The organism is Labilibaculum euxinicum (assembly GCF_963678175.1).
Taxonomy (GTDB): Bacteria; Bacteroidota; Bacteroidia; order Bacteroidales; family Marinifilaceae; genus Labilibaculum; species Labilibaculum euxinus.
In genome coordinates, this window is the sequence record NZ_OY782756.1 from 1,081,749 (window position 1) to 1,105,803 (window position 24,055).

19 protein-coding genes and 3 tRNA genes are annotated in these 24,055 nt (G+C 36.3%); 10 read left to right on the forward strand and 12 right to left on the reverse strand.

The window, feature by feature from the left end:
- Nucleotides 1-4: 4 nt before the first annotated feature.
- The 3 genes from ACY0M5_RS04710 to ACY0M5_RS04720 all read right to left on the reverse strand — a co-directional run bounded on the left by ACY0M5_RS04710 (nt 5) and on the right by ACY0M5_RS04720 (nt 5,531).
- Nucleotides 5-718 carry a hypothetical protein gene (locus ACY0M5_RS04710; RefSeq protein ID WP_124994043.1) on the reverse strand — a complete coding sequence of 238 codons (714 nt, stop codon included), beginning with the start codon at nt 716-718 and terminating at the stop codon, nt 5-7.
- Nucleotides 719-3,103 carry an ATP-binding protein gene (locus ACY0M5_RS04715; RefSeq protein ID WP_461630966.1) on the reverse strand — a complete coding sequence of 795 codons (2,385 nt, stop codon included), beginning with the start codon at nt 3,101-3,103 and terminating at the stop codon, nt 719-721.
- A gap of 268 nt (nt 3,104-3,371) precedes the next feature.
- Complete coding sequence (locus ACY0M5_RS04720; RefSeq protein WP_461630967.1) at nt 3,372-5,531, reverse strand: glycoside hydrolase family 3 N-terminal domain-containing protein; 2,160 nt, start codon at nt 5,529-5,531, stop codon at nt 3,372-3,374.
- A gap of 298 nt (nt 5,532-5,829) precedes the next feature.
- Here ACY0M5_RS04720 and ACY0M5_RS04725 point away from each other — a divergent pair, with 298 nt between their 5' ends.
- Nucleotides 5,830-7,254, forward strand: coding sequence for a bifunctional metallophosphatase/5'-nucleotidase (locus ACY0M5_RS04725; RefSeq protein WP_124994046.1), 1,425 nt, complete (start codon nt 5,830-5,832; stop codon nt 7,252-7,254).
- Nucleotides 7,255-7,304: 50 nt separating this feature from the next.
- Here ACY0M5_RS04725 and ACY0M5_RS04730 read toward each other — a convergent pair whose 3' ends face one another.
- From ACY0M5_RS04730 to selD, 4 genes are all read right to left on the reverse strand, one after another.
- Nucleotides 7,305-9,545, reverse strand: coding sequence for a TonB-dependent receptor domain-containing protein (locus ACY0M5_RS04730; protein WP_461630968.1), 2,241 nt, complete (start codon nt 9,543-9,545; stop codon nt 7,305-7,307).
- Nucleotides 9,546-9,635: 90 nt separating this feature from the next.
- Complete coding sequence (locus ACY0M5_RS04735; protein ID WP_156194941.1) at nt 9,636-9,914, reverse strand: hypothetical protein; 279 nt, start codon at nt 9,912-9,914, stop codon at nt 9,636-9,638.
- 331 nt (nt 9,915-10,245) lie between these two features.
- Nucleotides 10,246-10,587 (reverse strand): sulfurtransferase-like selenium metabolism protein YedF, encoded by a 342-nt coding sequence (gene yedF, locus ACY0M5_RS04740; protein ID WP_124994049.1) that lies wholly within the window; start codon nt 10,585-10,587, stop codon nt 10,246-10,248.
- Between the two features lie 6 nt (nt 10,588-10,593).
- Nucleotides 10,594-11,634, reverse strand: coding sequence for a selenide, water dikinase SelD (selD, locus tag ACY0M5_RS04745; RefSeq protein WP_461630969.1), 1,041 nt, complete (start codon nt 11,632-11,634; stop codon nt 10,594-10,596).
- A gap of 266 nt (nt 11,635-11,900) precedes the next feature.
- On the opposite strand from selD, the gene ACY0M5_RS04750 reads away from it, so the two are divergent.
- A complete protein-coding gene (locus ACY0M5_RS04750; protein WP_461630970.1) occupies nt 11,901-12,683 on the forward strand; it encodes a histidine phosphatase family protein in 783 nt (260 codons plus the stop codon).
- A 45-nt stretch (nt 12,684-12,728) separates the two neighbouring features.
- Here ACY0M5_RS04750 and ACY0M5_RS04755 read toward each other — a convergent pair whose 3' ends face one another.
- Together ACY0M5_RS04755 and ACY0M5_RS04760 are read right to left on the reverse strand one after the other, a co-directional pair.
- Nucleotides 12,729-13,370, reverse strand: a complete 642-nt coding sequence (locus tag ACY0M5_RS04755) for an O-methyltransferase (RefSeq protein WP_461630971.1) — start codon at nt 13,368-13,370, stop codon at nt 12,729-12,731.
- A gap of 2 nt (nt 13,371-13,372) precedes the next feature.
- Nucleotides 13,373-14,593 carry a M16 family metallopeptidase gene (locus ACY0M5_RS04760; RefSeq protein WP_461630972.1) on the reverse strand — a complete coding sequence of 407 codons (1,221 nt, stop codon included), beginning with the start codon at nt 14,591-14,593 and terminating at the stop codon, nt 13,373-13,375.
- A 126-nt stretch (nt 14,594-14,719) separates the two neighbouring features.
- On the opposite strand from ACY0M5_RS04760, the gene ACY0M5_RS04765 reads away from it, so the two are divergent.
- Both ACY0M5_RS04765 and ACY0M5_RS04770 read left to right on the forward strand, forming a co-directional pair.
- Nucleotides 14,720-14,792: transfer RNA gene (locus tag ACY0M5_RS04765), tRNA-Phe, on the forward strand.
- Nucleotides 14,793-14,820: 28 nt separating this feature from the next.
- Nucleotides 14,821-14,893, forward strand: a tRNA-Phe gene (locus tag ACY0M5_RS04770).
- A 60-nt stretch (nt 14,894-14,953) separates the two neighbouring features.
- On the opposite strand, the gene ACY0M5_RS04775 is transcribed toward ACY0M5_RS04770, so the two are convergent.
- The gene (locus ACY0M5_RS04775) at nt 14,954-16,246 is read right to left on the reverse strand and encodes a S41 family peptidase (RefSeq protein WP_461630973.1); all 1,293 of its coding nucleotides are present in this window, start codon (nt 16,244-16,246) and stop codon (nt 14,954-14,956) included.
- 361 nt (nt 16,247-16,607) lie between these two features.
- Between ACY0M5_RS04775 and ACY0M5_RS04780 the strand changes: the two genes are divergently transcribed.
- The 6 genes from ACY0M5_RS04780 to ACY0M5_RS04805 all read left to right on the forward strand — a co-directional run bounded on the left by ACY0M5_RS04780 (nt 16,608) and on the right by ACY0M5_RS04805 (nt 22,256).
- A tRNA-Phe gene (locus ACY0M5_RS04780) sits at nt 16,608-16,680 on the forward strand.
- 128 nt (nt 16,681-16,808) lie between these two features.
- Entirely contained in the window at nt 16,809-17,096 is a 288-nt protein-coding gene (locus tag ACY0M5_RS04785) for a GIY-YIG nuclease family protein (protein ID WP_156194935.1), read from the forward strand.
- A 318-nt stretch (nt 17,097-17,414) separates the two neighbouring features.
- A complete protein-coding gene (gpmI, locus tag ACY0M5_RS04790; RefSeq protein WP_461630974.1) occupies nt 17,415-18,944 on the forward strand; it encodes a 2,3-bisphosphoglycerate-independent phosphoglycerate mutase in 1,530 nt (509 codons plus the stop codon).
- A 99-nt stretch (nt 18,945-19,043) separates the two neighbouring features.
- A complete protein-coding gene (locus ACY0M5_RS04795; protein WP_461630975.1) occupies nt 19,044-19,625 on the forward strand; it encodes a DUF3109 family protein in 582 nt (193 codons plus the stop codon).
- A gap of 225 nt (nt 19,626-19,850) precedes the next feature.
- Entirely contained in the window at nt 19,851-21,221 is a 1,371-nt protein-coding gene (locus tag ACY0M5_RS04800; protein WP_461630976.1) for a dipeptidase, read from the forward strand.
- A 315-nt stretch (nt 21,222-21,536) separates the two neighbouring features.
- Nucleotides 21,537-22,256 carry a FadR/GntR family transcriptional regulator gene (locus tag ACY0M5_RS04805; protein ID WP_124994061.1) on the forward strand — a complete coding sequence of 240 codons (720 nt, stop codon included), beginning with the start codon at nt 21,537-21,539 and terminating at the stop codon, nt 22,254-22,256.
- Nucleotides 22,257-22,328: 72 nt separating this feature from the next.
- Here ACY0M5_RS04805 and murQ read toward each other — a convergent pair whose 3' ends face one another.
- Nucleotides 22,329-23,159 carry an N-acetylmuramic acid 6-phosphate etherase gene (murQ, locus tag ACY0M5_RS04810; protein WP_124994062.1) on the reverse strand — a complete coding sequence of 277 codons (831 nt, stop codon included), beginning with the start codon at nt 23,157-23,159 and terminating at the stop codon, nt 22,329-22,331.
- A gap of 10 nt (nt 23,160-23,169) precedes the next feature.
- Nucleotides 23,170-24,000 (reverse strand): ATPase, encoded by an 831-nt coding sequence (locus tag ACY0M5_RS04815; protein WP_461630977.1) that lies wholly within the window; start codon nt 23,998-24,000, stop codon nt 23,170-23,172.
- Nucleotides 24,001-24,055: the final 55 nt, after the last annotated feature.

Below are 24,055 nucleotides of genomic sequence, written 5' to 3' on the forward strand. Positions count from 1 at the left end.
GTTGTTACTTAAAATTGTTTGTTACACTTGTTTCAATCTGTATTTCATGTAAAAAGGCAGTTAAATCTTCTGTGGCAGCACCATTTTCGAGTGTGTACTGAAATTTAAATACCTGAGGAATTTCACTGTTCTTTATGGTAGGTTTTTGTCCGAAATCTAAAATTGGATTGTCAAAAATCAGATTTAAAACCTGTTCTTTTGTTAATTGTGTACGCAGGTAAAGTGTTTGTCGTAATTTGGTATTCACATTTGAGTAGATCGCAAATCCTAAATTTTCAATTTCGGTGTAATTAATAAATCGTTCTCCATATTCGGCATTAATGATTAATCCGAAGGATTGCAGACTCTTAACTTCTCCCTTAAAATCCCCAATTGTGATAAATGCGTCTTTGCTCACCAGAGGGTTTGCCCTAAAAAAAATTCCGCTCACGAAGTTTTTGATATAGTAGAAACCAAAAAGACTTATAAAAACCAACAGAATACTATGTGTAATGTAATTGATAGATATAAAATCGAGTAGTAAAAAGGATATTGCAATAGGTTTGTAAAACAACATGCCTTTTTTTAAAAAGCTTATTATTTTTTTGTTGGTTACGTTTTTTTTAGCAAATCGCTCTCCAATGTATGTTAGCAGCTTTAGTATCCAATAACAGACTGCCAGCAGTACAAGCAGGCCTAGTAAACCGCTCCAGGTGTATAATGTTTCGATATTTTCCATTTAGTTGAGTGTTCCTCTGTATTTTAGAATTTCACGAATATTGTGGTACAATACTTGGTTTAAAACAAGATTTCCCTCTGTGTTTCGAAGAAATACTTTGGTGTTTGTTAAACGTTTTAATCCTGATTTATAGGAGATGTTGTATCGATTTCCCAAAAGGTTTTTCAATACAATTTCGTTAATGTGTTTGTATAATAATACATATTTAAGAATAATAATTTCTTCGGGAGTGAAAAAGTCTTCAAAATCATACTCTTTTTCTTCAAAAATTACTTTATGATCATCCGCAGTAGTAATTGCATAGGTCCATGCCTGCAATACTTCGCCCATATTATTGTCGTAATTTTTACACAACTTTTGTACGTAAAGCTCCAGTTGTTTATTGAGCAGGGGAAGTCCTTTTTCCGTCACCAAACTTCGGTGCGAGGCACCATGCCGCAATAATATGGCTTTGTGTATTTCGTCAGTTTTTGCTTTGTTAACATCAATAATAGAGCTGAACGAATTGGAAAAAGGAAGTCTTTTATCCAAATGAGACTGCATGGCATTTGAAGTAGTCATGATAACGAAAACCTGATCGGATTCCGATTCCACGAATTCTATGGCGGCTCGTACATTATCCAATAAACTGTGGTTTTTGTCTCTCCAGAGTTCCAGATTATCAATTACCAATAAAGGATGGAAATTATAGGTGTGTTTCTTAATATGCTGAAGAGCCTCTGCAAGGTTTTTGGTGGTTGTAAATTTTCTTCCTTCAACGGAAATAGTACTGTCAACTTCGAGAAAAATACTTTGTTTGTCAAAATGATCTTTTGCAGCGCTTTCAATAAAAGTAGATTTCCCGCTTAAACTATTTCCTACAACAAGGACTGCTTTGTTGTGTCCTTTTTTCCATAGACTTAAGGTTTCCTGTAGTTTTTGTTTTTCGGTTTCGCGCGGAACGAAAAATAAATCTCCAATAAAATTCTTATTTAAAAAAAGAGTATCGTAATGAACGTTAGATGCTTTAAATGTTCTGTATTCAATGCATTTTGACGATGCCTCTAATTTCATAAACGGATTATCAGCGGTACTGATTTCGTATGTTCTGCTAAAAAAGGAAAGGATATTTTTAAATTTTTTTTCTACTTCAAGTAAGAATTTGTTTTTTGAAGATGTGAGTTGAGTTATTGATGATTGCAAAGAAACTCTTAGAAAATCTTCTGTTTGATAAATATTTGAGACTAAGAATTCGGCACTAAATTTTTCTTGTACCAAACCAATTATCTTCCTCTGCAAATTTTCATTTGTATTGGCCGAGCGCAGTAAGTTTTGTATGCTTTGAACCTGAGAAGGCAGTGTTTCAAGTGTGTTGTTGTTTTTTAGTAAAGTTAAACTGCTCTTTAAATTTATTAAACTGTGTTTATAAAAAGCAAGCAGATTTGTCCTGTTTTGCCACAGCTCGATCATATCGGGAAGCAGCATATAGTTCAGCCACTTTTTAGCCGATTTATTAAAGTCTATTTTTTTAATGAGTAATAAACCATCTTCACTTGCAACAGGAATGCTGTTTTCTTCGAGCGAAGCAATTTTTAATTCAATATCAAAGGCATAGGTTTCTTGTTCTGTATTTGTTACCTCTAAATCATCCAGAATATCTTCAATTAGTGAAATGGTGTCTGCAGTTTTAACAATTTCATCCAAATTCTGAACAGAATCCAACACTTTACTTATGGTTTGTTTAGAATTTTCAAGTTCACTGATAAGCGTTGTGCAAATGTTTTGGGTATGATTTTTAATATCTTTAAAAACAAGAATGATATTGGATAAAGTATGAGTTGATTTCTCAATTTCTTTGGCTTGATTTTGCACCGTTAGAAATTGATTTTTGTAAACTTCCCATGGATTTTGCTGGTGTTTGGTTTTGGAAATATGTTTCTTTCTTTTTTTATCGGTTTGTTGAGCCGGATTTAGTTCTGCGCTAATTTTCTGAGCAAAGGAGTTGATTGCTTTTTCTAAAATTGCTTTGGATTCTTTTAAGTGATGCTGAACAGTCTGATCATCGACCAGAGATTCTTGTTTTTTATTTTTTGAAATTTGAAGCTGTAACAATACATCTCGATGTATCAGCATCGTATTTTTAAACGACTCCGGCAAAAGATAATTCAGAATATATATTTTTTTAAAATCCGGATTTTTATCGGTTTGTGCTTTGTTGTATTCCTGATCACCAATAGAAATAAAGAAATTGCTTACTTCTATAAATTCTTTTAGAATAAGCAGAGAAAGGCCTTCTGTTGTCAGGCTTTGTTCCAATAGGTTCAGATAGTCCTCTAAATGTTTATTTAAAACCTCTAAAACGCTCAAGTTTTTGGTTGTTATATCTTTCTCTTTATCAGACTTCATGTGTTTTAAATCTTTATTAATTCATAGCAAACCCTATGCAATATAAGAATTCCAAGTTCAGGATTTTTAAAATTAAAAATACTTTTTATGATGATTTAATAAATAAGCTGAAAGAGAGAGTTATCAAATCAACGATACTGTCAAAATGAGATTTTGATTAAATTAACCGGGAGTATAAGGAGTCTTAAATAGGTGTATTTCCCATTTAGAAGACTAGTTTCTTGTATTATTTTATGAAATGTTTTGTGTATAAAACCAGTACCTGTATTTATTTTATTGTGAATGTGTGTTCCAGAACTGTTTCGGCTGCATTTTTTGCGATGAGTATTTTATAATCTCCTTTGTACAGCAGCCATTGTTCATGTTGTAAATCCCATTTTTTGAGGTCATTAATATCAATGCTCAGGCTTATTGTTTTTGAGGTATTTGCCTGTAAAGAGACTCTCTTAAAGTTTTTTAGTTCTTTAATTGGCATTCGCTCCATTTTAGGGAATTCAACATACACTTGAACAACATCATCCGCATCCCAATTTCCCGTGTTTATCACATCAATTTGAAGCGATATCTGCTCATTCTTTTTGTATTGGTTAGAAGGTTTTTGAGCCCAGCGATAATTAAAATGAGTATAGCTTAACCCAAATCCAAAAGGATAAGCTACCTCACCGTTAAAATAACGATAGGTTCTGTTTTTCATACTGTAATCGGTGAATGGAGGCACATCATCGATAGATTTATAGAAGGTCAGAGGTAATTTTCCCGATGGGGAGATATCTCCGTAAATAATATTTGCTAATGCGTTGCCGCCTTGCTCTCCCGGATACCATGAAAGGATGATTGCATCTGCATATGGTTCTACTGCCTGAACATCAACAGCACTCCCACTTGTTAAAACAACAACAATTGGTTTGTTATGAGATTTTCTCATTTTTTTCAGATAAACCAGATGGGAGTAAGGAATGCTTAAATCAGCTTTGTCTCCGCTGTTTTTAGATAGAAAAGCATCACCGTCTTCACCTTCAAACAAGGGAGTAAGTCCAAGAACGAGTATCGTGGCATCAGAATTTTCTGCTGCCCAAATTCCACCAAAGCGGGTGGTATCTGCATAACTGCAACCAAAATCATATTGTACTGCTGTTTCCGGTCCCGCTTTTTTTGCAATACCTTCGGCAAAGGTTACCATATTGCCCGACATGCCATGGTAGTTGCCAACCAAAGTACTGATGTTAGCAGCGTTTTCACCGGCTACCATTATGGAGCCAATTTTATCTTTACTTAAAGGCAAAACACCATTGTTTTTAAGAAGTACCATGCTCTTTTCTGCAGCCTTAAGTGCCAGCTGTGTGTGATAGGAATTGTTTATACTATCCAGACCAAAATTTGCATAGGGCGAATTCCCGGGATCATCATATAAACCCAATTTAAGTTGAGTGATGATTGTAGGATAAATTGATTTATCAATGTCAGCTTTGCTGATTAATCCTTTTTTTATTGCTTCAAGTGCATCGTCTTGAAGTAAGTTGGAGCAGTCCATATTCACTCCTTTTTTAATTGCTTCTGCTGCTACTTCAACGCTGGTAGGAATGCTTTTATGTCGCAGCCAAATATCTTCCAATGCCCAGCAATCTGTAGTTATTTGCCCTTTAAAGCCCCATTCTTTTGTAAGTATATTTTCCAGAAGTTTTTCGCTTGTGCAGCAAGGCTCGTCATTCAAGCGGTTATATCCGCACATAATGCCTGAAACACCATTGTCCACCAAAGTTTTAAATGCCGGAAGGTAGGTTTCTCTTAAATCTTTTTCGTCTACAATTGCATTAAATGTATGCCTGATTGCTTCAGGACCACTATGCGCAGCAAAATGTTTGGCGCAGGCAGCAATTTTATAATGATCCGAATCATCGCCCTGCAGGCCTTTCACAAAAGCGGTTCCCATTTTTCCTGTTAAAAAGGGATCTTCACCGTATGTTTCCTGACCTCTTCCCCATCTGGGATCGCGGAAAATATTGATGTTTGGAGTCCAAAAATTGACTCCTAAATACTGCAATCGTCTGTTTTTGGCTGTAGCCAGATTATACTTGGCACGAGCTTCGGTAGAAATAGCATCAGCAACAGATTGAGCCAGTAATGGATCAAAAGTCGCAGCTAAACCAATCGCCTGAGGAAAAACGGTTGCTTCTCCAGCTCTCGCAACTCCGTGTAATCCCTCGTTCCACCAATTGTAAGCAGGTATTTGCAGGCGTTCAACGGCTGGAGAGTTGAAACCGAGTAAAAATATTTTTTCCTCCAGAGTAAGTTTGTTTATCAAGTCATTGGCTCTTTCTTCGATGGAAAAAGAGCAATCTCTAAATTTTTCGTTTTGTGCCCATGTATTGTAAGGAATAATTAGGAAGTACAGGGTAAATAGTATGATGGGTTTTTTATATGAATACATAATACTTAAATTTTAATTGTTTAGGCACTGTTACTAATGGACATTTCATGCGTTTCAAATCGTTATTATTCATGGCAAACGCTATGCAATATAAGAATTCCAAGTTCGGTTTTTAAATTTTTTTAATACTTTTTATGATGACTTTCAAATGGAAAGAATGAAAGAGTTATCGTATTGATAGCATTTTAGAGATAAGATCAAAAATGAAATTAACATTATTTTAGTGATTGATATCTAGGCTGTATTTGAATAGACAGGCATTTATTATTACTTTTCGGTTGAATAAAAATTTTTCCCGATGTTCCGAAATATATCATTCCTTATTTTTTTTGTTTTTAATCTAAGTGTGAATGCACAAAAGGTAGACTTACTGTATTTTACAGATGCTCACCAAATTTTTCCGGTAGATGATGTTGACGGAGGACGAGGTGGTGTTGCCCGCTTAAAAACTATTGTTGATGAGGTACGAACGGTTAATCCAAACACTTTGGTAATTCATGGAGGTGATTTGTGTGGTGGTGTTCTGTTTGGAGGAATGTACAGAGGCGAACCAATGATTGAAGCTTTTAATGAGATTCCCGTTGATATCTGCAATTTCGGACAGCATGAATTTGATTTTGGTGCACAACATACCATTCAGCTTTTATCCAAATCCAAATCGCAGTGGTTTAGTTCCAATCTTAAAAACAGAGATGGTGGTGTGTTTGGGAATTTACCTGCTTTTTTAGTGAAAAAGATTGGCGGTTTACGAATTGGATTTATTGGCCTGACCGATGCTATGAATACAAGTATTCATGATGATTTGGTGGTTCAGGAAAATTTATTTGTTTCTGTTTCTAAGCTTCAGCCTGAAATGGGGAATGTTGATTTTTTGGTACTCATAACCCAAACAGATTTGGAAACCAATCGGAAATTGTTGGAGCAGTTTCCTGAAATTGATTTGATTTTAACTGAGGAGCAGTTTGAGCACGAAAGCAATATTTTTTACAAAGGCAGTGTTCCGATTGTTGCTACTGCCGGAAACATGAGTTCAGTTGCTAAATTGAGCCTGGAAAAGAATAAAAAACCGTTCGTTGAAATTATTCCTTTAACTAGTGATGTGACTTCCGAGAAGTATATGAGAGATATGGAGCTGTATTACAAAAAGGATATGGAATTGCAGTTGTCCGAAAAGATTGGTCGGTTAGAAGTTCCTCTTCGTTTTAAAGATGGGATTACCGGCGAAAGCCTTGCCGGAAATTTAATTGCTGATGCATTTAGGGAATGGCACAGTTCCAATGTGGGAATTATTAATGGTGGTGGAATAAGAGCTGATGTACCTGTGGGAGATTTTACTTTAAAATCTGTTCGCTCGCTGCTGCCTTTTGGAAATAGAATTTGTCAAATACTGATTAAAGGGAAGGTGTTGAAACAGTTTTTAAAAGAGAATGCTGCAGATAAAAATGGTCAGTTGCTTCAGGTTTCAGGAATTAGTTACAAATATTCACCGGCCGATAATGAGATAATTGTTGAGAGGGACGGGAAAGAGTTGGATGATGAGGAATTATTGACGGTTTCATTGAACAATTACAGTTTGGGTAAATTAACCGGAGAGTTTGAAGTTTTGGTTGATGAATTGAATCCCAAGGCAATTGAGGATTTTGAAGTGCTAAAAGCATATTGTAAAAAATTAAAGCTTGTAAAACCGGTTTTGGAAGGACGGATTGTGCTATTGGGAGAGTAAAAATATACCGAAAGAATCACATATATAATTCAATCGGTACATTTGATTAATTACATCAAACTAATTGCCAGAGTCAGATAAAAACTACGCCCGGGAGCATAAATTGCCTTGTTGCTGCCTTTTACCGACCTGTTTAAATGCTCGTAGTAAGCTTCGTCAAAAAGATTTCTTACACCACCAATTAATTTGATTTTATCGGAAAAATCGTAAGATGCTTTAATATCAGCTATAGTAAAAGCAGGTGTTTTGCTTTCGCCGTAATTATTTGATATTCTATTTTGCTTTAAAGCATGTCGGATCATTATTTCCGGATGAAACTTATTCCTGCAAAAGGAAGCTCCCAATGCATATCTGATATCAAGAGGAGGAATTTCAGGCAAGGGCTGATTGAAATCCATATTCTTTCCATAAGTATAGGCAACATTTACCTTGTGATAAATGGAAGATGTGATTTTCTGATACCAGGAAAATTCAAAGCCACGCATAACTGCTTTATCGATGTTGTAATATTGTTTTACACCGGGAGCAGTGGCTAGTCTCGGCGATAAATCAGGTCTGATTTCTGCACTGATGTAATCTCTTAACATGGATGCAAAAAGGGTGATGTCCAATTCTGATTGATCAGTTTTCCAGGTAAAATTATAGTCTAACTGGTAGTTTACCTCCGATTTCAGCTTTGCGTTTCCAATTCTTTCGTACGGGTCAACATCAACTGCTAAATAGTTGATGAAGCGTTCGGTTAAGCTTCCGCTGCGTTCGGCTCTTCCCAGCCACAATCCCATTCTAATCTGTTTCGAGAAATCGTGAGTGGCACCAAAACTTGCCGAAACATTTAGTTTGTCAGATGGATTTTTTGAGTTGGCATTTATAAATTCAGTGGTTATTTCTCTACTCTTGGCACTGTTGTGTTCCAAACGGGTAGAGGCAACAAAATAGACCTCTTGCAATGCAAAATGATATTCTCCAAACAATGAAAATTTGGAAATTTTACTGTCCTGCCAAAGATTATCGAAGAAGGTTGTCCCGCTTTTCGGCCCCATCAGCATTTCGCGGGTACGAGTTCCCTCTGCTTCTTCCGCTTTGTAGTCGATACCGGAAAAAAGAGAACTGTTCTTAAACTGAAACCTTGCCTCCGATCGGCCACCATAGTTTTTGGTTTTTGCCAAAGTGATTGCATTCACCGTTCTCGGATTCAAATCTTTTGTCAGGTTGTCCATGCTGTGATCAACAAAAGAGCCGTAAAATGAAGTGGATAAAGAGCTAAAGTTCGAGTTCTTAAAGTTGATTTTGTGAGAAAGATTTAGCAACCAGGTATCATCTTCCCGCAAATCCATATTCAGAGCAGGAAAATCTACATCCTTGGCAAAGTTGTTATTTGCCGACAGCTTGATGCTCTGAGAACCGGATAATTTAAAGACGCTGCTCATTCCAATGTTGCGCCGGTTAAATCCGGAAGGTGTTTTGTTGCCGTTTCCATCTTCGTAATCATCACCTTCGCTGTAGGCTCCGTAAATGCCAAAGTTATAGAATTTCCCTTTTGCTCCGGCCATGGCTTCTGTGCGGAAGATATTTCCGTTGCTTTCGTAACTGCCGCTTGCCCTGCCAAATGCTTTTGTGGTTTCGCTAAAACTTGCAGGTGCTGATTTAAAATGAATACTGCCGCCAAAAGCATTTCCATATCGCAGTGAATGCGGGCCTTTTACAATTTCTACCCGATCGACCATGCTCATCGGAATTTGACTTGCGGGAGGATCCATTCGGTTTGGACAAGCTGCAGTTGCGCTCATCCCATTGTCCATAACCAGGTTTAACTGATCGTATTTAAAGCCGCGAAGAACGGGATCGAAACCATAACTTCCGCTTTTTCGGATGCCTCCAATCATGGCACTCTGACTCAAAAAATCACCTGCGTCGTGCGATAGTTTATCACTGATGCGGACCTTCATGATATCACTTTTAGCAGAGCTGTTTGCTCTTGCAATTACAGTTGTTGGCAGCAAAGAAATGTATGATTGGGTGAGAGTTAATACTCCGTTTTTAATTGCTTCCTGCAGTCTGTCGCCTGATATTTCAAGTTTCCCATAGTTTACATGCGAAATTTGAAGTTTTTCTGCAGCGATAAATTTGATTGATATTTCGCCTTCGGGAGTGCTTGTCCCTTTCTGATTCTGATATAGGTAATGGGCATACTGGATTGGCTCTCCGGTTTCAGTATCTTTCAGTATTATAGTTTGTTGTGAATGCGCTTGTATCCCAATGAATAGGAGACAAATGATTAGAATATTTTTCATTCCTGAGTGTTTTAAGTAATGGAATTACTTGACAGGATTAGCCTGCTTTGATTGTGTAAAACCAATGCAAGCCTCCCAATAAAGTAAGATTTACAGTGAATTATCAATTCGGGATTGATAATAATTAATTGACCAAAATTTGATTCTTGGAGGATGAAAAATATCAAAGGAATGTTGAGTGGGATGCAATGGCTCTATGTAAGCTAATTGTTTTGCAGAAGCAAGAACTGCGGGTTCATTCTTGAGTATGCTTATGCTTTGAATGAATAATTGATATTCTTTTTCGGTGATCTGTTTATCCTTCGAAGACTCTTCCTTTTCGTGTTCCTGAATTTGTTTTTTTAGGTGACATTTTCCGTTACACTTCATTTCAGGTTTGTCTTTATTGGTGCAGATTGACGCAAAAAAATCCTGATTTATTTTAAAGTTCACAGTGATTAATACCACTTCAAAACTTTGAAATGAGAAAGTTAAAAGGAGTAGGTAGGCAAAGATTCTATTCAGGAACATAAATAAAGACAATTGTGTATTAAATATACAAAGCTTTATGTAATATGTAGTTGTTATGGATAGAAAATCAGAGAAGAAGTAATAATATGCCTAAACAAAAAGATATCTTATGGGAGAGTTCTGGAAGCCGAAAATAAAAAAAGCTCATTTGTGGTTCAGATGAGCTTCTTTATTTTCTTTTGAAATCCGTTTATAGATTGATTACCTTATCGGCATCAGCCTGAAGGGTGATAATATCAGGCATACTTCCAACGGTTCCTACTTTTATTTGATCAGATAAATTAAAATAATCCAAACAGGTTTTGCAGGCAAGAAGCTGTACTCCTTTTTTGTTTAGATTTTGTAAAGATTCCAAAGCAGGAGAGTTTTCACAAATTAATTTTACTCCTGCGTTGTAAAAAACAATGATTTTAGGTGTTCGCCCATCAGCATCCAGAAGTTTAAAATAGTTGGTAATTAATTTCAAACCCAATTCTTCGCTGCCGGTTCCCATTCCATTCTGAGTAACCTGAATTAATGTATTTCGCTGCATATGTTTTTATTTAACGCTGATATAAGGTTCATTTGCATTTGTACGCTCAATCATTTTCCCAATTGGATTTAGATCAAAGCCTTCGCTTTTGGCCAGAGCAACAAACTCGTTGATGTGATTATCGTCTACAGCTACCAAAAGGCCACCGCTTGTCTGCGGATCACAAAGCAGTGATTTCTGATCTTCGCTAATCGCCCCAATTAAATGTCCGTACGAAGCCCAGTTTCTTCTGGTTCCGCCAGGAGTACATCCTTGTTTAATTAATTCTTCTACACCCTCAATTTTTGGAACGGCAGTATAATCAATTTCAGCATTTACATTACTGCCTTCGCAGATTTCACCCAAATGCCCCAATAAACCAAAACCGGTAACATCAGTCATCGATTTGATATAGGTTTGCTCACCAAAAACGATTCCAGCCTTATTTAGAGTGCACATTAAATCAACAACGATCTTATTGTTTTCGTGTGCTATTAATTTCTTTTTTTCACCAGTGGTTAGTACTCCAATACCCAATGGTTTTGTAAGGAAAAGCGTGCAGTTTGGAGTTGCAGTGTTGTTTTTCTTTACCCGATCGGTAGCAACAAGTCCGTTTACCGAAAGACCAAAAACAGGATCGCCTATATCGATGGAATGACCACCAGCCAATTGAATTCCAGCGTCAGCGCAAACATCCCGGGCACCTTCCACCACTTTTTGAGCAATATCAGTAGATAATTTCTCCAAAGGCCAGGCTAAAATAGCCAAAGCCATAATGGGTTTTCCACCCATAGCGTAGATATCACTGATGGCATTTGTTGCTGCAATTCGACCAAAATCGTAAGGATCATCAACAATTGGAGTAAAAAAATCGGTGGTACTGATTAAAGCTTGTCCATTTCCCAAATCGTAAACTGCTGCGTCATCTTTTGTATCGTTGCCCACCAGCATTTTTGGATTGGGAATGGCAGGAGTACTGCTTTTTAGAATGCACTCCAGATCTTTAGGAGATATTTTACAGCCACAGCCTGCTCCAGGACTAAATTGGGTTAATTTTTTTGTTTCCATATTGTTTTTGAATCTAATAAACGGTGCAAAGATATTACTTTTTATGCTTCATTATTGGCAAACAAGATGCTTTATTGTTAGAATAGTGAAAAGGATCCGTTTAGAATTTAAGATCTTAGTTATGACATTTAGATTATTTTCCGCAACAGAAAAAGAATCTAACAACAGAGAGCACTGAGGTTTGCAGCGTTTTCCTAATTGAATTTCTTCTCGTTCAATTAATAATTGTTAATTTTGGTTTTGTCTCAAATCATAAAATCAGAAACTTGATAACAATTAAATGTAGTATAAAAGCAATTTCAATAGTCGTTCTGGGATTTTTCCTTTTGGGATGTTCTGTTCAAAGTAATTTGCGAAAGGAGAAAATGTCGCTTGAACAGATTGCTGAAACTAAATGTGAGACGTTTACCTGCATTTCGGAGGTTGATTCAACACTTCAGTCTGACTTGGAGACGCAGGGGAAACAGATGCTTCAAATCTATTTAATTCGTCATGCAAAGCCCAATGTGAAAAAGAATTGGTTTTATTCGGCTGATGAGGCTAAACAGTATGTACTTGATTACAATTCTGTACCAATTATTCCTTTCGATTCTTCGTTGGTGGCAGTCAATTTACGGCCTAATCATATTATTTATTGCTCCAGTTTACCTCGTGCGCAGGAAACGGCATTAAAAATTTTTGGAGATAAATTTCCGGTCGTTTCTGATTCTATATTTCGGGAATTTGAAATCAGAATGATATCGGCGAGTAGTTTTTTGAAAATGCCATTGGGAATTTGGCAGGCTTTTAGTCGGGGCAGTTGGATGCTGGGTTTTAATCATCGGGGCATCGAGAGCCGCAAAGAAGCAAGACTTCGAGCCAGACAAGCATCTGAAAATTTAATTAAAGTTGCTTATGATGAGGAAACCGCCGTTTTAGTTGCCCATGGCATGCTGAATGGTGCAATTGCCAAAGAATTGGAGAAGAAAGGATGGAAACTGATTCAAAAGCAAGGGCATGTTAATCTTGGTGCGACCATCCTTGTTAAAACTGTTGATATAAATGATTAAATGAGGTTTGAGTAAATATGCCAGCTTTGATGACTGATCACTGAATTACTTTTTCCTGATCATCATTAATCCGTGACGTATGGGAAGAATCAGGTTCTCGACTCTGGAATCTTCCTGAATAAAATGATTGAAATTTATTATACCCTGAGTTTGTTTGTCGTTGTTTTCGATTTCTTCTACAACTTTTCCATCCCACAAAACATCGTCGGCCAAAATAAAACCACCTTTATTTAGCTTCGGAAACACAGCCTCAAAATATTCGATGTACTGACGTTTATCAGCATCAATAAAAACGAGATCGAAATCTTCTTCCAGCTTTGGAATTATTTCAAGTGCATCTCCAATATGAAATTGAATACGATTTTCAAATCCAGATCGCTTAATGTATTTACGGGTAAATTGTTCCAGTTCGTCGTTGCAGTCAATGGTGTGAATGATACAATCCTCACTGGTTCCCATGGCCATACTTATCGCCGAATATCCTGTATAGGTTCCAATTTCTAAAATGCGCAGTGGTTGAATCATCTGGCAAGTCATCTTTAAGAATTTTCCCTGAAGATGCCCCGACAGCATTCTTGGGCGCAACATTTTAACGTGAGTTTCACGGGTAAGATCCTTCAATACCAAATCTTCTGTTTCAGTATGCTGCAGTATATAATCTTCAAGTTCTTTATTAACTTCTATCATGCTTATTTGTACATCAAAGTGGTTAACAGATCTTTATTTAGAATTTCGTTGGCAACTTCAAGCAATTCATCCGCTGTAATGCTCTCCACCTTTTGATACAATTCCTCCAATGAGTCAATTCGATTGTATAATAAAAAGCTTTTCGCAATGTTGAGCATTAGGTTTTCATTGTTTTCCGAAGAAATAGCAATCTGACCAATCATCTGATTTTTAGCTCGTTTTAATTGCCCGGAGCCAAGTTTATGGGTACAGAGTAAATCCATCTCTTTGTTGATTAAACTTAAGCACTTATCCAAATTGCCTTTGTCGGTACCAAAGTAGATGCTGAAAACACCTGTATCTGCATAAGGCGTGTAATTTGCTTCAATATTATAGGCCAATCCGTGTCGTTCCCGAAGGGTTAAATTCAAACGTGAATTCATGCCCGGGCCACCTAAAATATTGGTGAGTAACGATAAGGGAATTCGTTTTTCATCATTTAAGTCGTAGGCTATATTTCCAATCACACAATGTCTCTGATAAGTTTTCTTTATCATGGTTTGTGTGCGGGCTTCATACGAATTTGGCTTTTTTCTCTTGGTCGTGCGAATATTCTCAGGTATATGCCCAAAGTATTTCTCTACCATTTTTACCAATTTGCTGAATTTAATGTTCCCCACCGAACTTATTACCATTTGATCTGTGTGGTAATTGTTCTTAATGAAATTCAATATATCATCACGTTTGAACTTTTTAACATGTTTTGGAGTTCCCAAAATATTCCGGCCAATTGGATCATTTTTGAAAATTAGTTCCTCAAAATCATCAAAGATCAATTCCGAAGGAGAATCCTTATACGAATTGATTTCATCCAGAATAACTTCTTTTTCTTTCTCTAATTCTTTGTCAGGGAAAACAGAATTGAAAGTGATATCGCTGATTAGCTCTAAAGCTCTTTTGTAGTCTTTGTCCAGGAAAGTAGTGTAAATACAGGTTTCCTCCTTGGTTGTGTATGCGTTTAATTCTCCGCCTACATCTTCCATTCTACTCAGAATATGGTATGCCTTCCGTTTAGTTGTACCTTTAAACACAACATGCTCTATGTAGTGAGCAATTCCCCATTCCTCCTCTTTTTCATCACGCGAACCGGTATTTAAAATAATTCCGCAGTGTGCAACATTTGCGTTCACGGCATGGTGAATTAGTCGTATACCATTTGATAATGTGTGAGTTTCGAATACCATATATTTTTTTATTAGGTCGCAAAGGTAATAAGAAGTTTAGATTCCTTTAAAATTCCTCTCTAATTTTATTGATTTTATTTGGTGATTTTATTTTTTTGCGTATTTTTGCATCGCTCAAGTAAAGAGGGTACCATAGCTCAGTTGGTAGAGCAATGGACTGAAAATCCATGTGTCCCTGGTTCGATTCCAGGTGGTACCACATCCTTTTTCTTTGAGTACACCAGTAGGGTACCATAGCTCAGTTGGTAGAGCAATGGACTGAAAATCCATGTGTCCCTGGTTCGATTCCAGGTGGTACCACGAAAAGAGAGAAAAACATTGCGTTTTTCTCTCTTTTTTGTTTTGTGAAAATCACTAATTTTAGAAAGCATCAATCAGCTCTTCCAATCCTTTTTTCTTGAATTCCCGTTCGTTTGTTGATAAAGCTTTTGCAGCAGTTATAACTGGGAATTTCTCATTCTTAATATATTCCAGCGCAGCATGCAGATTTGATTCATCAATATCCCCAAAGTCATGAGTTAAATCATCTGATATTTTATAGTTAACCGGAATGCCATCAAAATAGCCGCCTTCGTCATTTGCATTGGTAATTGAAAAGCTAATAGGGACAATTGCCAAATTCAAAGCTTTCTCCTCAAATACATACATTCCAACTGGTTTTCCGTGTGTTTTGCTTCCTATCAGAATCACATTTTCTTTGCCCAAGTATGGTTTTAATCCATTAATAACCATCTCACTTGCCGAAGCGGTTCCGGATGTGGTAATTACAAAAACTCTTTCGAAACCATAGGCTGAAGGTTGTTCGAAAAAAACCTCGAATCTATCATTTTTTTCTCTTTGCAAAGCATTGTGAAATGTCTTCGAGTAGATTTTATCTTGAAATGCATTTCCAGTAATCAAAGATGCCAGTTGGTTCGATATGTAAGTACTGCCACCTCCGTTGTATCTTAAATCCAATACAAGTTCTTTTGCATTTTTTTTTTTAAAATAGGTGAAGGCTTCGTTCAATTCATCTTCCGATTTGCCTAAAAAGCTGTCAAATGCCAGATAGGCAACTTGAGTTCCTTCATAAGGAATAACTTTTCTTTTTAATACTGTATTTTGATCAAGTACCTTTTGAGAAGCGGTGATTTTTTTTTGCTCGCCGGCATTATTTTCAAAAATGAAGGTTCCGCTCGATTTGTCAAGTTCATTTAATATTTGTTCTTCACTTAGGTTTGAAATTGCCAATTGGTTAATGTTTACCAATTTCCATCCGCGTGTAACTCCTTCTGCAGCCAAAGGTGATTCATCAAATATAAGTTTTACTCTTAAATCATTATAGCTGTCAAATTTGAAGGATAAACCATAACCTGTGTAGGTGCCATTCTCAAAATAAGCTAGTAATTCATCAAGGTTGGCTATATAGCTCCATCGATCTTGATCAGCAAGTAGTGCTTCAAAATAGTCGTTTGCCGATGAGTAATTGGCTGAACTAATATCCGGTAAATCTTCATTCCACAAATACCACTCCTGCATCGTTTTATCAATAACTTCATAGGCTGTTTTATCAGTACCCGATCTTGGCAATATATTATTGTCATCACTACACGATAGAAATAAGGATGCCAGAATTACTACAAGTGAATATTTATTGAGAATTGAGAATTTCATGTGATTATAATTTTAAATTTTTGCCATATGGTTCCGAAAGTTTTCGGGATTACCAAACTGGACTAATTATTCCTATGTGTCAATTTATCTTGACAATTAATCAGCTCGATATTGTAATTTATTGAAAAAACAAGACAATTTAGGTTTAACAAAAACCATACCTAAGATTTCTTTAACGGGTAAAATCGTCATCTATTGTTTAATTTTCAGCAAAACAATCTATAGAATCAATCTAAATAACATTGTGAAAAAATTGATACTTAATCATATTGACATTTTATATCTGCTATTTATATTCGATGTGGCCTGCTTTGTTTTGCGAAGTACAAATTTTCTTTACATTTGTAACACCAAAATAAAGGGTACCATAGCTCAGTTGGTAGAGCAATGGACTGAAAATCCATGTGTCCCTGGTTCGATTCCAGGTGGTACCACAAAAAGAGAGAAAAACGCTATGTTTTTCTCTCTTTTTGTTTATATTGAATTTTAGGAAAATGAAACTGATCCGGATCAAGTCGAAAAGTTTTGGGGACGTGGTTAAATTTTGTCCTCTTTTGGTTTTATGAAGATTGAAGTTTACATACTGCAAAGTGTTGCCGGAAATTGCTATTACATTGGTTACACAAAAGATTTAACAAATCGATTGTATCTTCATGATGAAGGTACATTTGAAAATTCTTTCACATCAAATTACAAAGATTGGCAGCTGTTTTATCAGTTAGAGTGTGAATCTATAGCTCAAGCTAGGAGAATTGAGAAACATATCAAAAAAATGAAAAGTAAGAAGTATGTTGAAAACCTACTGCTTTATAAGAATATTGCTATTCGATTGTTAGAAAAATACAAGTAGTACCTGTTGTTTGCTCCAAATGTTTTTGGAGCCGGGAGATACAATGAAAAGAGAGAAATGTATCTGGTTCGCCCCGAAAGCTTTCGGGGCCAGGTGGTACCACGAAAAAAGCCGATCATATGATTGGCTTTTTTTATGCTTTTGAATGTGGAAATCCATTTGAAATGTTAAAGTTTGAATAAATTACAAAAAACAAACGTTTTCGATCTAAAATAAAGAAATTCAAGTCTCTAACTAATTTTTTTATTTGAATTAATACGATATTTTTGTAACACTTAGACCAAGTAATAAAGAATTTAAGATATAAAATACTTCAAAATGACAAATAGTAAAAAAGCTTTATTGATGATCCTTGACGGATGGGGGATCGGTGATAAATCAAAATCAGATGTAATTTCTTCAGTAGCTACTCCATACATGGATAGTCTGTTGGCAAAATATCCTAACTCACAATTGCAGGCTGCAGGTAGATTTGTTGGTTTGCCTGAGGGACAAATGGGAAACTCAGAAGTTGGACATTTAAATATTGGTGCGGGTCGTGTTGTTTATCAGGATCTGGTTAAAATAAACATGGCGGTAGAGCAGGACACCCTTAAAGAAAATGAGCAGGTTGTTAAAGCTTTTACTTATGCCAAAGAGAATGGTAAAAAAGTTCACCTGATTGGATTGATTGGTAATGGTGGTGTTCACTCATTAAGTTCTCATGCAATTGCTCTTTGCGATGCAGCACAAGCTTTTGGATTAAAAGATGTGTTTGTTCATGGATTAACCGATGGACGTGATACTGATCCTAAATCAGGATTAGGATTTGTAAAAGAATTTGTTGAAGCAATTGAAACTAAAGGATCAGCAAAATTTGCATCTCTTATTGGCCGTTACTACGGAATGGATAGAGACAGCAACTGGGAACGTGTTAAGCTTGCTTACGATTTATATACAAAAGGAGAAGGAGAATCAGCTTCCAACGTTGTTACTGCAATGGAAAAATCGTATGCAGAAGGCGTAACAGATGAATTTATCAAGCCAATTGTAATGGTTGATGAGTCAGGAGCCCCTCTTGCTACCATTGAAAAAGGTGATGTAGTTATCTGTTTTAATTTCCGTACTGATCGCTTGCGTCAAATGACAACTGTGTTCACTCAGGAAGACAAGCGTGAGTTTGGAATGCATACCATGGATGTAGAATGGTATACCATGACTTGTTACAATTCTAACTTTAAGGGAGTGAATGTAATCTACGATAAAGATAACGTTCAAAACACAATGGGTGAGGTTGTATCTAAAGCTGGAAAAAAACAAATTCGTATTGCTGAAACTGAAAAGTATGCTCACGTAACTTTCTTTTTCTCGGGTGGCAGAGAAGCTGAATTCGAAGGTGAAAAAAGATTAATGGTTCCATCTCCAAAAGTGGCAACTTACGATTTACAACCAGAAATGTCTGCACCGGCTGTTGCCGATATGATTACTGCTGAATTGAATGCTCAATCGGCTGATTTTGTTTGTTTGAACTTTGCTAATGGTGATATGGTTGGACACACAGGAGTTTATGAAGCAATCTCAAAAGCAGTTCAGGCTGTTGATAAATGTGTTGAGCAAGTTGTTGAGGCAGCAAAAGCAAATGGATATGATGTAATTATTATTGCAGATCATGGAAATGCTGATTTTGCTGTAAATGCCGATGGTTCTCCAAATACTGCTCACTCCTTAAATCCTGTTCCCTGCATTTGGGTGACTGAAAATTCCAAAGGAATTGAGAATGGTATTCTTGCCGATGTTGCTCCAACTTTATTGGATATTATGGGGATTGAGAAACCTGAGGATATGACCGGTAAATCTTTGATAAAATAGAAGATTGTAACTGAAAATATAAGTTTCCGTATTATCTTTGCCGATAATACGGATTTTTTTTTAAATCCACGAAAGTAGAAATTGTAAAAGGATAGCATTGTGTTACAGATAGGAAAAACCATAGTAAGTTTAGACGTGATTGAAAAGAAATTCATTTGTGACATTTCAAAATGTTGCGGGGCTTGCTGTGTAGAGGGAGATTCGGGAGCACCGTTAGAGGAAGAAGAGAAGCTGATTATTGAGGAGATTTATCCTGTTATAGAAGAGTATCTTACCGAAAAAGGCATTGAAGAAATTGAAAAACAAGGTAAGACTGTAATCGATTCGGATGGTGATTTGGTAACGCCTATCATTAACAATAAAGAATGTGTTTATACTGTTTTTGAAAATGGATCGGCACAATGTGGTATCGAAAAAGCTTTTTTCGATGGTAAAATAAACTTTCGCAAACCAATTTCATGTCAGTTATACCCGATTCGAATTCAGAAATATGAAGAGTTTGATGCGGTGAATTATAACAAATGGGATATTTGCAAACCTGCCAGAGAATTGGGATTTAAAAATGGAACTCCGGTTTATGTTTTCTTAAAAGAACCATTAATCAGAAAATATGGTGAAGAATGGTATAAAGAGCTTCAGTATGCAGCTGAACACATTGATGAAATCATGAAAAAAATGTAGATGACAAAGTACCAAGTGTAAGAGTAAAAACATCACGAAATTATATTGTAAACAGTAGCCGTTTGGTTGCTGTTTTTTTATGCTTTTATGTCTGTTTATTTGATTTGTGATTTAATGGGTGTTGACATATAGAGGTTGCAAATCTCTATTAGATGAAGACTGAAAGCTAATTTCTATTTACTATATTTACGTTTCAAATTACTTAAATCCAATAAACACACTATTATGGATAACATTAAAGAATATATTGAAGAGAACAAAGAGAGATTTTTAGAGGAATTGTTTGGACTGATTCGAATTCCATCGATTAGCTCGATTGAAGCAAATAAACCAGAGATGTATAAAGCTGCCGAATACTGGAAGCAGTTAATGCTGAATGCGGGTGCTGATAAGGCGGTGGTAATGGAGACAGAGGGAAATCCTGTTACTTATGGCGAAAAGATTATTGATCCAAAATTGCCGACAGTTATGGTTTACGGACATATGGATGTAATGCCGGTTGATCCAATTAATTTGTGGGATACTGATCCTTTTGAGCCGGTAATTAAAGATGGTAAAATTTGGGCCCGTGGTGCTGATGATGATAAAGGTCAGGCATTTATGCATGCAAAGGCTTTCGAATATATGGTGAAAAATAATTGTCTTCCTTGTAATGTGAAGTTCATGATTGAAGGGGAAGAAGAAGTAGGATCACCTAATCTGCCTAAATTTTGTGAAGAGCACAAAGAAATGTTGCAGGCAGATGTGATTTTAGTTTCTGATACAGGAATGATTGCTCCGGATATACCATCTATTACAACAGGATTACGTGGATTGATGTATTGGGAAGTTGAAGTGACCGGTCCTAATCGCGATCTTCATTCAGGATTGTTTGGTGGTGCTGTAGCAAATCCAATTAACGTATTGGCTAAAATGATTACTCAGATGGTAGATGATAATGGACATATTACCATTCCTGGATTTTACGATGATGTAATTGAAGTTACTAAGGAAGAAAGAGCAATGATGGCTGAAGCTCCTTTCGATGTTGAGGAGTACAAAAAAGCAATCGACGTAAAAGAGTTAGCTGGTGAGAAAGGTTATACTCCTTCTGAACATACAGGAATTCGCCCTTCGTTTGATGTTTGTGGTATTTGGGGTGGATATATTGGCGAAGGTGCTAAAACAGTTCTTCCTTCAAAAGCATATGCAAAAATTTCAACGCGTTTGGTTCCGAATCAAGACTGGGAAAAAATTTCAGTTCTATTTAAAGAGCATTTCGAAGCAATTGCTCCGGATTGTGTAAAGGTAGTTGTTACTCCGCTGCATGGTGGACAAGGATATGTTTGTCCCATAGATTTCCCGGCTTATATTGCGGCAGATAAAGCGTATACCGAAGTTTATGGAAAACGCCCTGTACCTGTTCGCAGTGGTGGAAGTATACCAATTATTTCTTCTTTCGAAGAGATTTTAGGAATTAAATCTGTACTCATGGGATTTGGATTGGAAAGTGATGCGATTCACTCACCAAATGAGAATTTCCCTTTGGAACAATTCTTCAATGGAATCAATACAATTCCATTATTTTATAAGTATTTTGCCGAATTGAAGAAGTAATAATTTGTAATTCAAATATAAGTTGGAAAGGGTATTCTTGTGCAGAGTACCCTTTTTTTATAAATATATGTTTTGGTATGATCAGTTTAAAGATTGATTGGGATTTGTCTTAATTCCTGATTTTTCGGGGCTATAATTATTATTTTATTTCATTGATACTTCGGAATCGTTTAAAATAAAGCTTAAACCTTGAAAATCGGTATTTTTCTGGTTATGTTTGTATTTGGGTTTAATTGCATGGTTTTTTGATGGAATACAGACTAATTGCTGTATATTTCGTAACAGATCATACAAGTTGAAGTAAATTTGCAGTTCATGGATGAAATTTTTGAAAAAATAGGATCAGCTCAAACTCTTAGTCAGAAGATTGAGCGCCGAATAGAAGAGGCTATTCGCCAGAAGAAATTGCTGGTGGGAGCTAAACTTCCTTCGGAGCGGGAATTATGCGAGATGTTTGCAGTTAGTCGGACTGCATTGCGCGAAGCTTTGCGTAGACTTAGTGCCCGGGGCTTAATTGAAATCAAAAAGGGTAGTGGCATGTATGTTAGTGAATTGAAAATCAAAGATGCTATTGATTCTTTAAATTTGTATTATGATTTAAGTTTTGATAGTAACCTGATCCCTCAAATTATTGAAGTACGGCGCGTTTTTGAACCGGAAATTGCCCGGATGGCAGCGAATAACCGAAGGGATAAGGATTTGGATTTATTGCTTAAGAATATTTCGGATTTGGAAGATTGTGATCCGGATAATACCCAAATGGAAGCAGATATCATCAATAAATTTCATTTGAATGTTGCTAAGGCCTCCTGCAATCCGATTGTGATTATTACTATGGAGCCAATCTATTCTCTTTTGCCACGCATGCGAAATTTGATTTATGCCAATGTGGATGGAGAGAAAGATTTTACAATTAAAGCTCATCGTACCATTTATGAAGCTATTCGGGATAAGGATGCTGATAAAGCTTTTGAAGCAATGGTTGGACAGATAAACAGAACCCTTGAGATCTACACACAGTATTTGAAAAAGTAAGAACTGTATTTTCAATAAAAAACGGAGATTGATGATTCAATCTCCGTTTTTTTTATCGTTTTAAAACAATATTTATTTGTAAGCCTCAATGGCCTTTTTTACTGAACCATGTTTTAACAGTAAGCTTTTAGCAACTTCTTTTTCAAGTTTTAATTCTTCCATAATCATTTTGGTTCCTCGTTCAACCAACTTTTTGTTGGTTAACTGCATGTTTACCATTCTATTGCCCTGAACTCTTCCCAATTTAATCATTAAGCTGGTGGTGATCATGTTTAGAATCATTTTTTGAGCAGTTCCGGCTTTTAATCTGGTACTTCCGGTAACAAATTCGGGGCCAACAATTGCTTCAATCACAATTTCAGCTTCTTTGGAAACTGGCGCCTCAGGATTACAAGTAATACATGCGGTAAGCAGACTATTTTCGCGGGCTTTTTTTATGCCGCCTATTACATAAGGTGTTGTGCCTGAAGCGGCAATTCCTAATACCGTATCATTTTGATTAAAACCATGTTCCTGTATTTCTTCCCAGGCTTTGTTCCAATCATCTTCGGCCGATTCAACGGCATTTCGTAAGGCCTTTTCTCCTCCTGCAATCAATCCAATTACAATATTATCCGGAACTCCAAAAGTTGGCGGTAATTCCGAAGCATCCAATACGCCAAGTCTGCCACTTGTGCCAGCTCCAATATAAAATAATCTACCTCCGGCTTTAACACGGTCAACAAGTAGGGAAACAAATTTCTCGATTTCTGGAATCGCGCGATTTACTGCTAAATGAACTTGTCCGTCTTCCTGATTAATTCCAATAAGTAGTTCATTAACCGACATCTTTTCCAAATTGGAAAAGTTAGAAGGTGATTCTGTTATTTTGTTTGAAGTTTTCTGGTTACCTGCTTTATTCATTATTTTGTTTTTATTTACCAAGATGGTACTGAATCAATCCTTCCAATGGGCTTTGCTCAATTTTTCCAAGATGTAAACCGATCTTGGCTGCGACCATTTCCAATTCTTTTTTAAAGTAAAATGCAATACTTCCTATAAAATGAATTGGCAGGCTGATGTGATTGTTGTATTGTTTTATATTTCTTTCGAAAAATTCCCCGAAGCTCTTCTTTACAAGCTCCGATATATATGGTGATTGAATGTTTTCAGAAAGAAAGACTGTAAATTGAGCAAGAAAACGGCTGGGCGCTTCCTCTTTGTATACTTTGTTTATAATATCTGCATATTCCAAATTGTATTTCTGATAGAATGCACTTTTTATTTCAGCAGGAGCAATATTTTTAAGAATATCAGCCAGCAATTTTTTACCCATAACAGCTCCGCTGCCTTCGTCACCCAATATGTATCCCAAGGGAGGAACGTTGTGTTCAATGTTTTCCCCATCATATAAGCAGGAATTAGATCCTGTTCCAATGATGCACGCTATGCCTTTTTCTCTTCTGCAAACCGATCGGGCTGCAGCTAAAACATCGCTGTTAATTTCGCAATTTGCATCAGGAAAAATTTGTAGTAAAGAGTCTTTAATGATTTTCTTCTTCTCATCAACAGCACAACCGGCGCCGTAAAAAAAGATTTGGGTAACCGAACCAAAATCATCAAGTGAGCTAATTATTTTAATTATCGAACTCGTATTTTGATGATATGGGTTAATTCCCAAAGTCTGTTGGCGTTTAGTTACGCCTTTACTTCCGAGAAGAACCCAGTCGGTTTTGGTTGATCCGCTCTCTGCAATTAATATCATGATTTTATTTTTATAACATGTATGATGAATGTTAATTTAAAATGAATTTACAAAT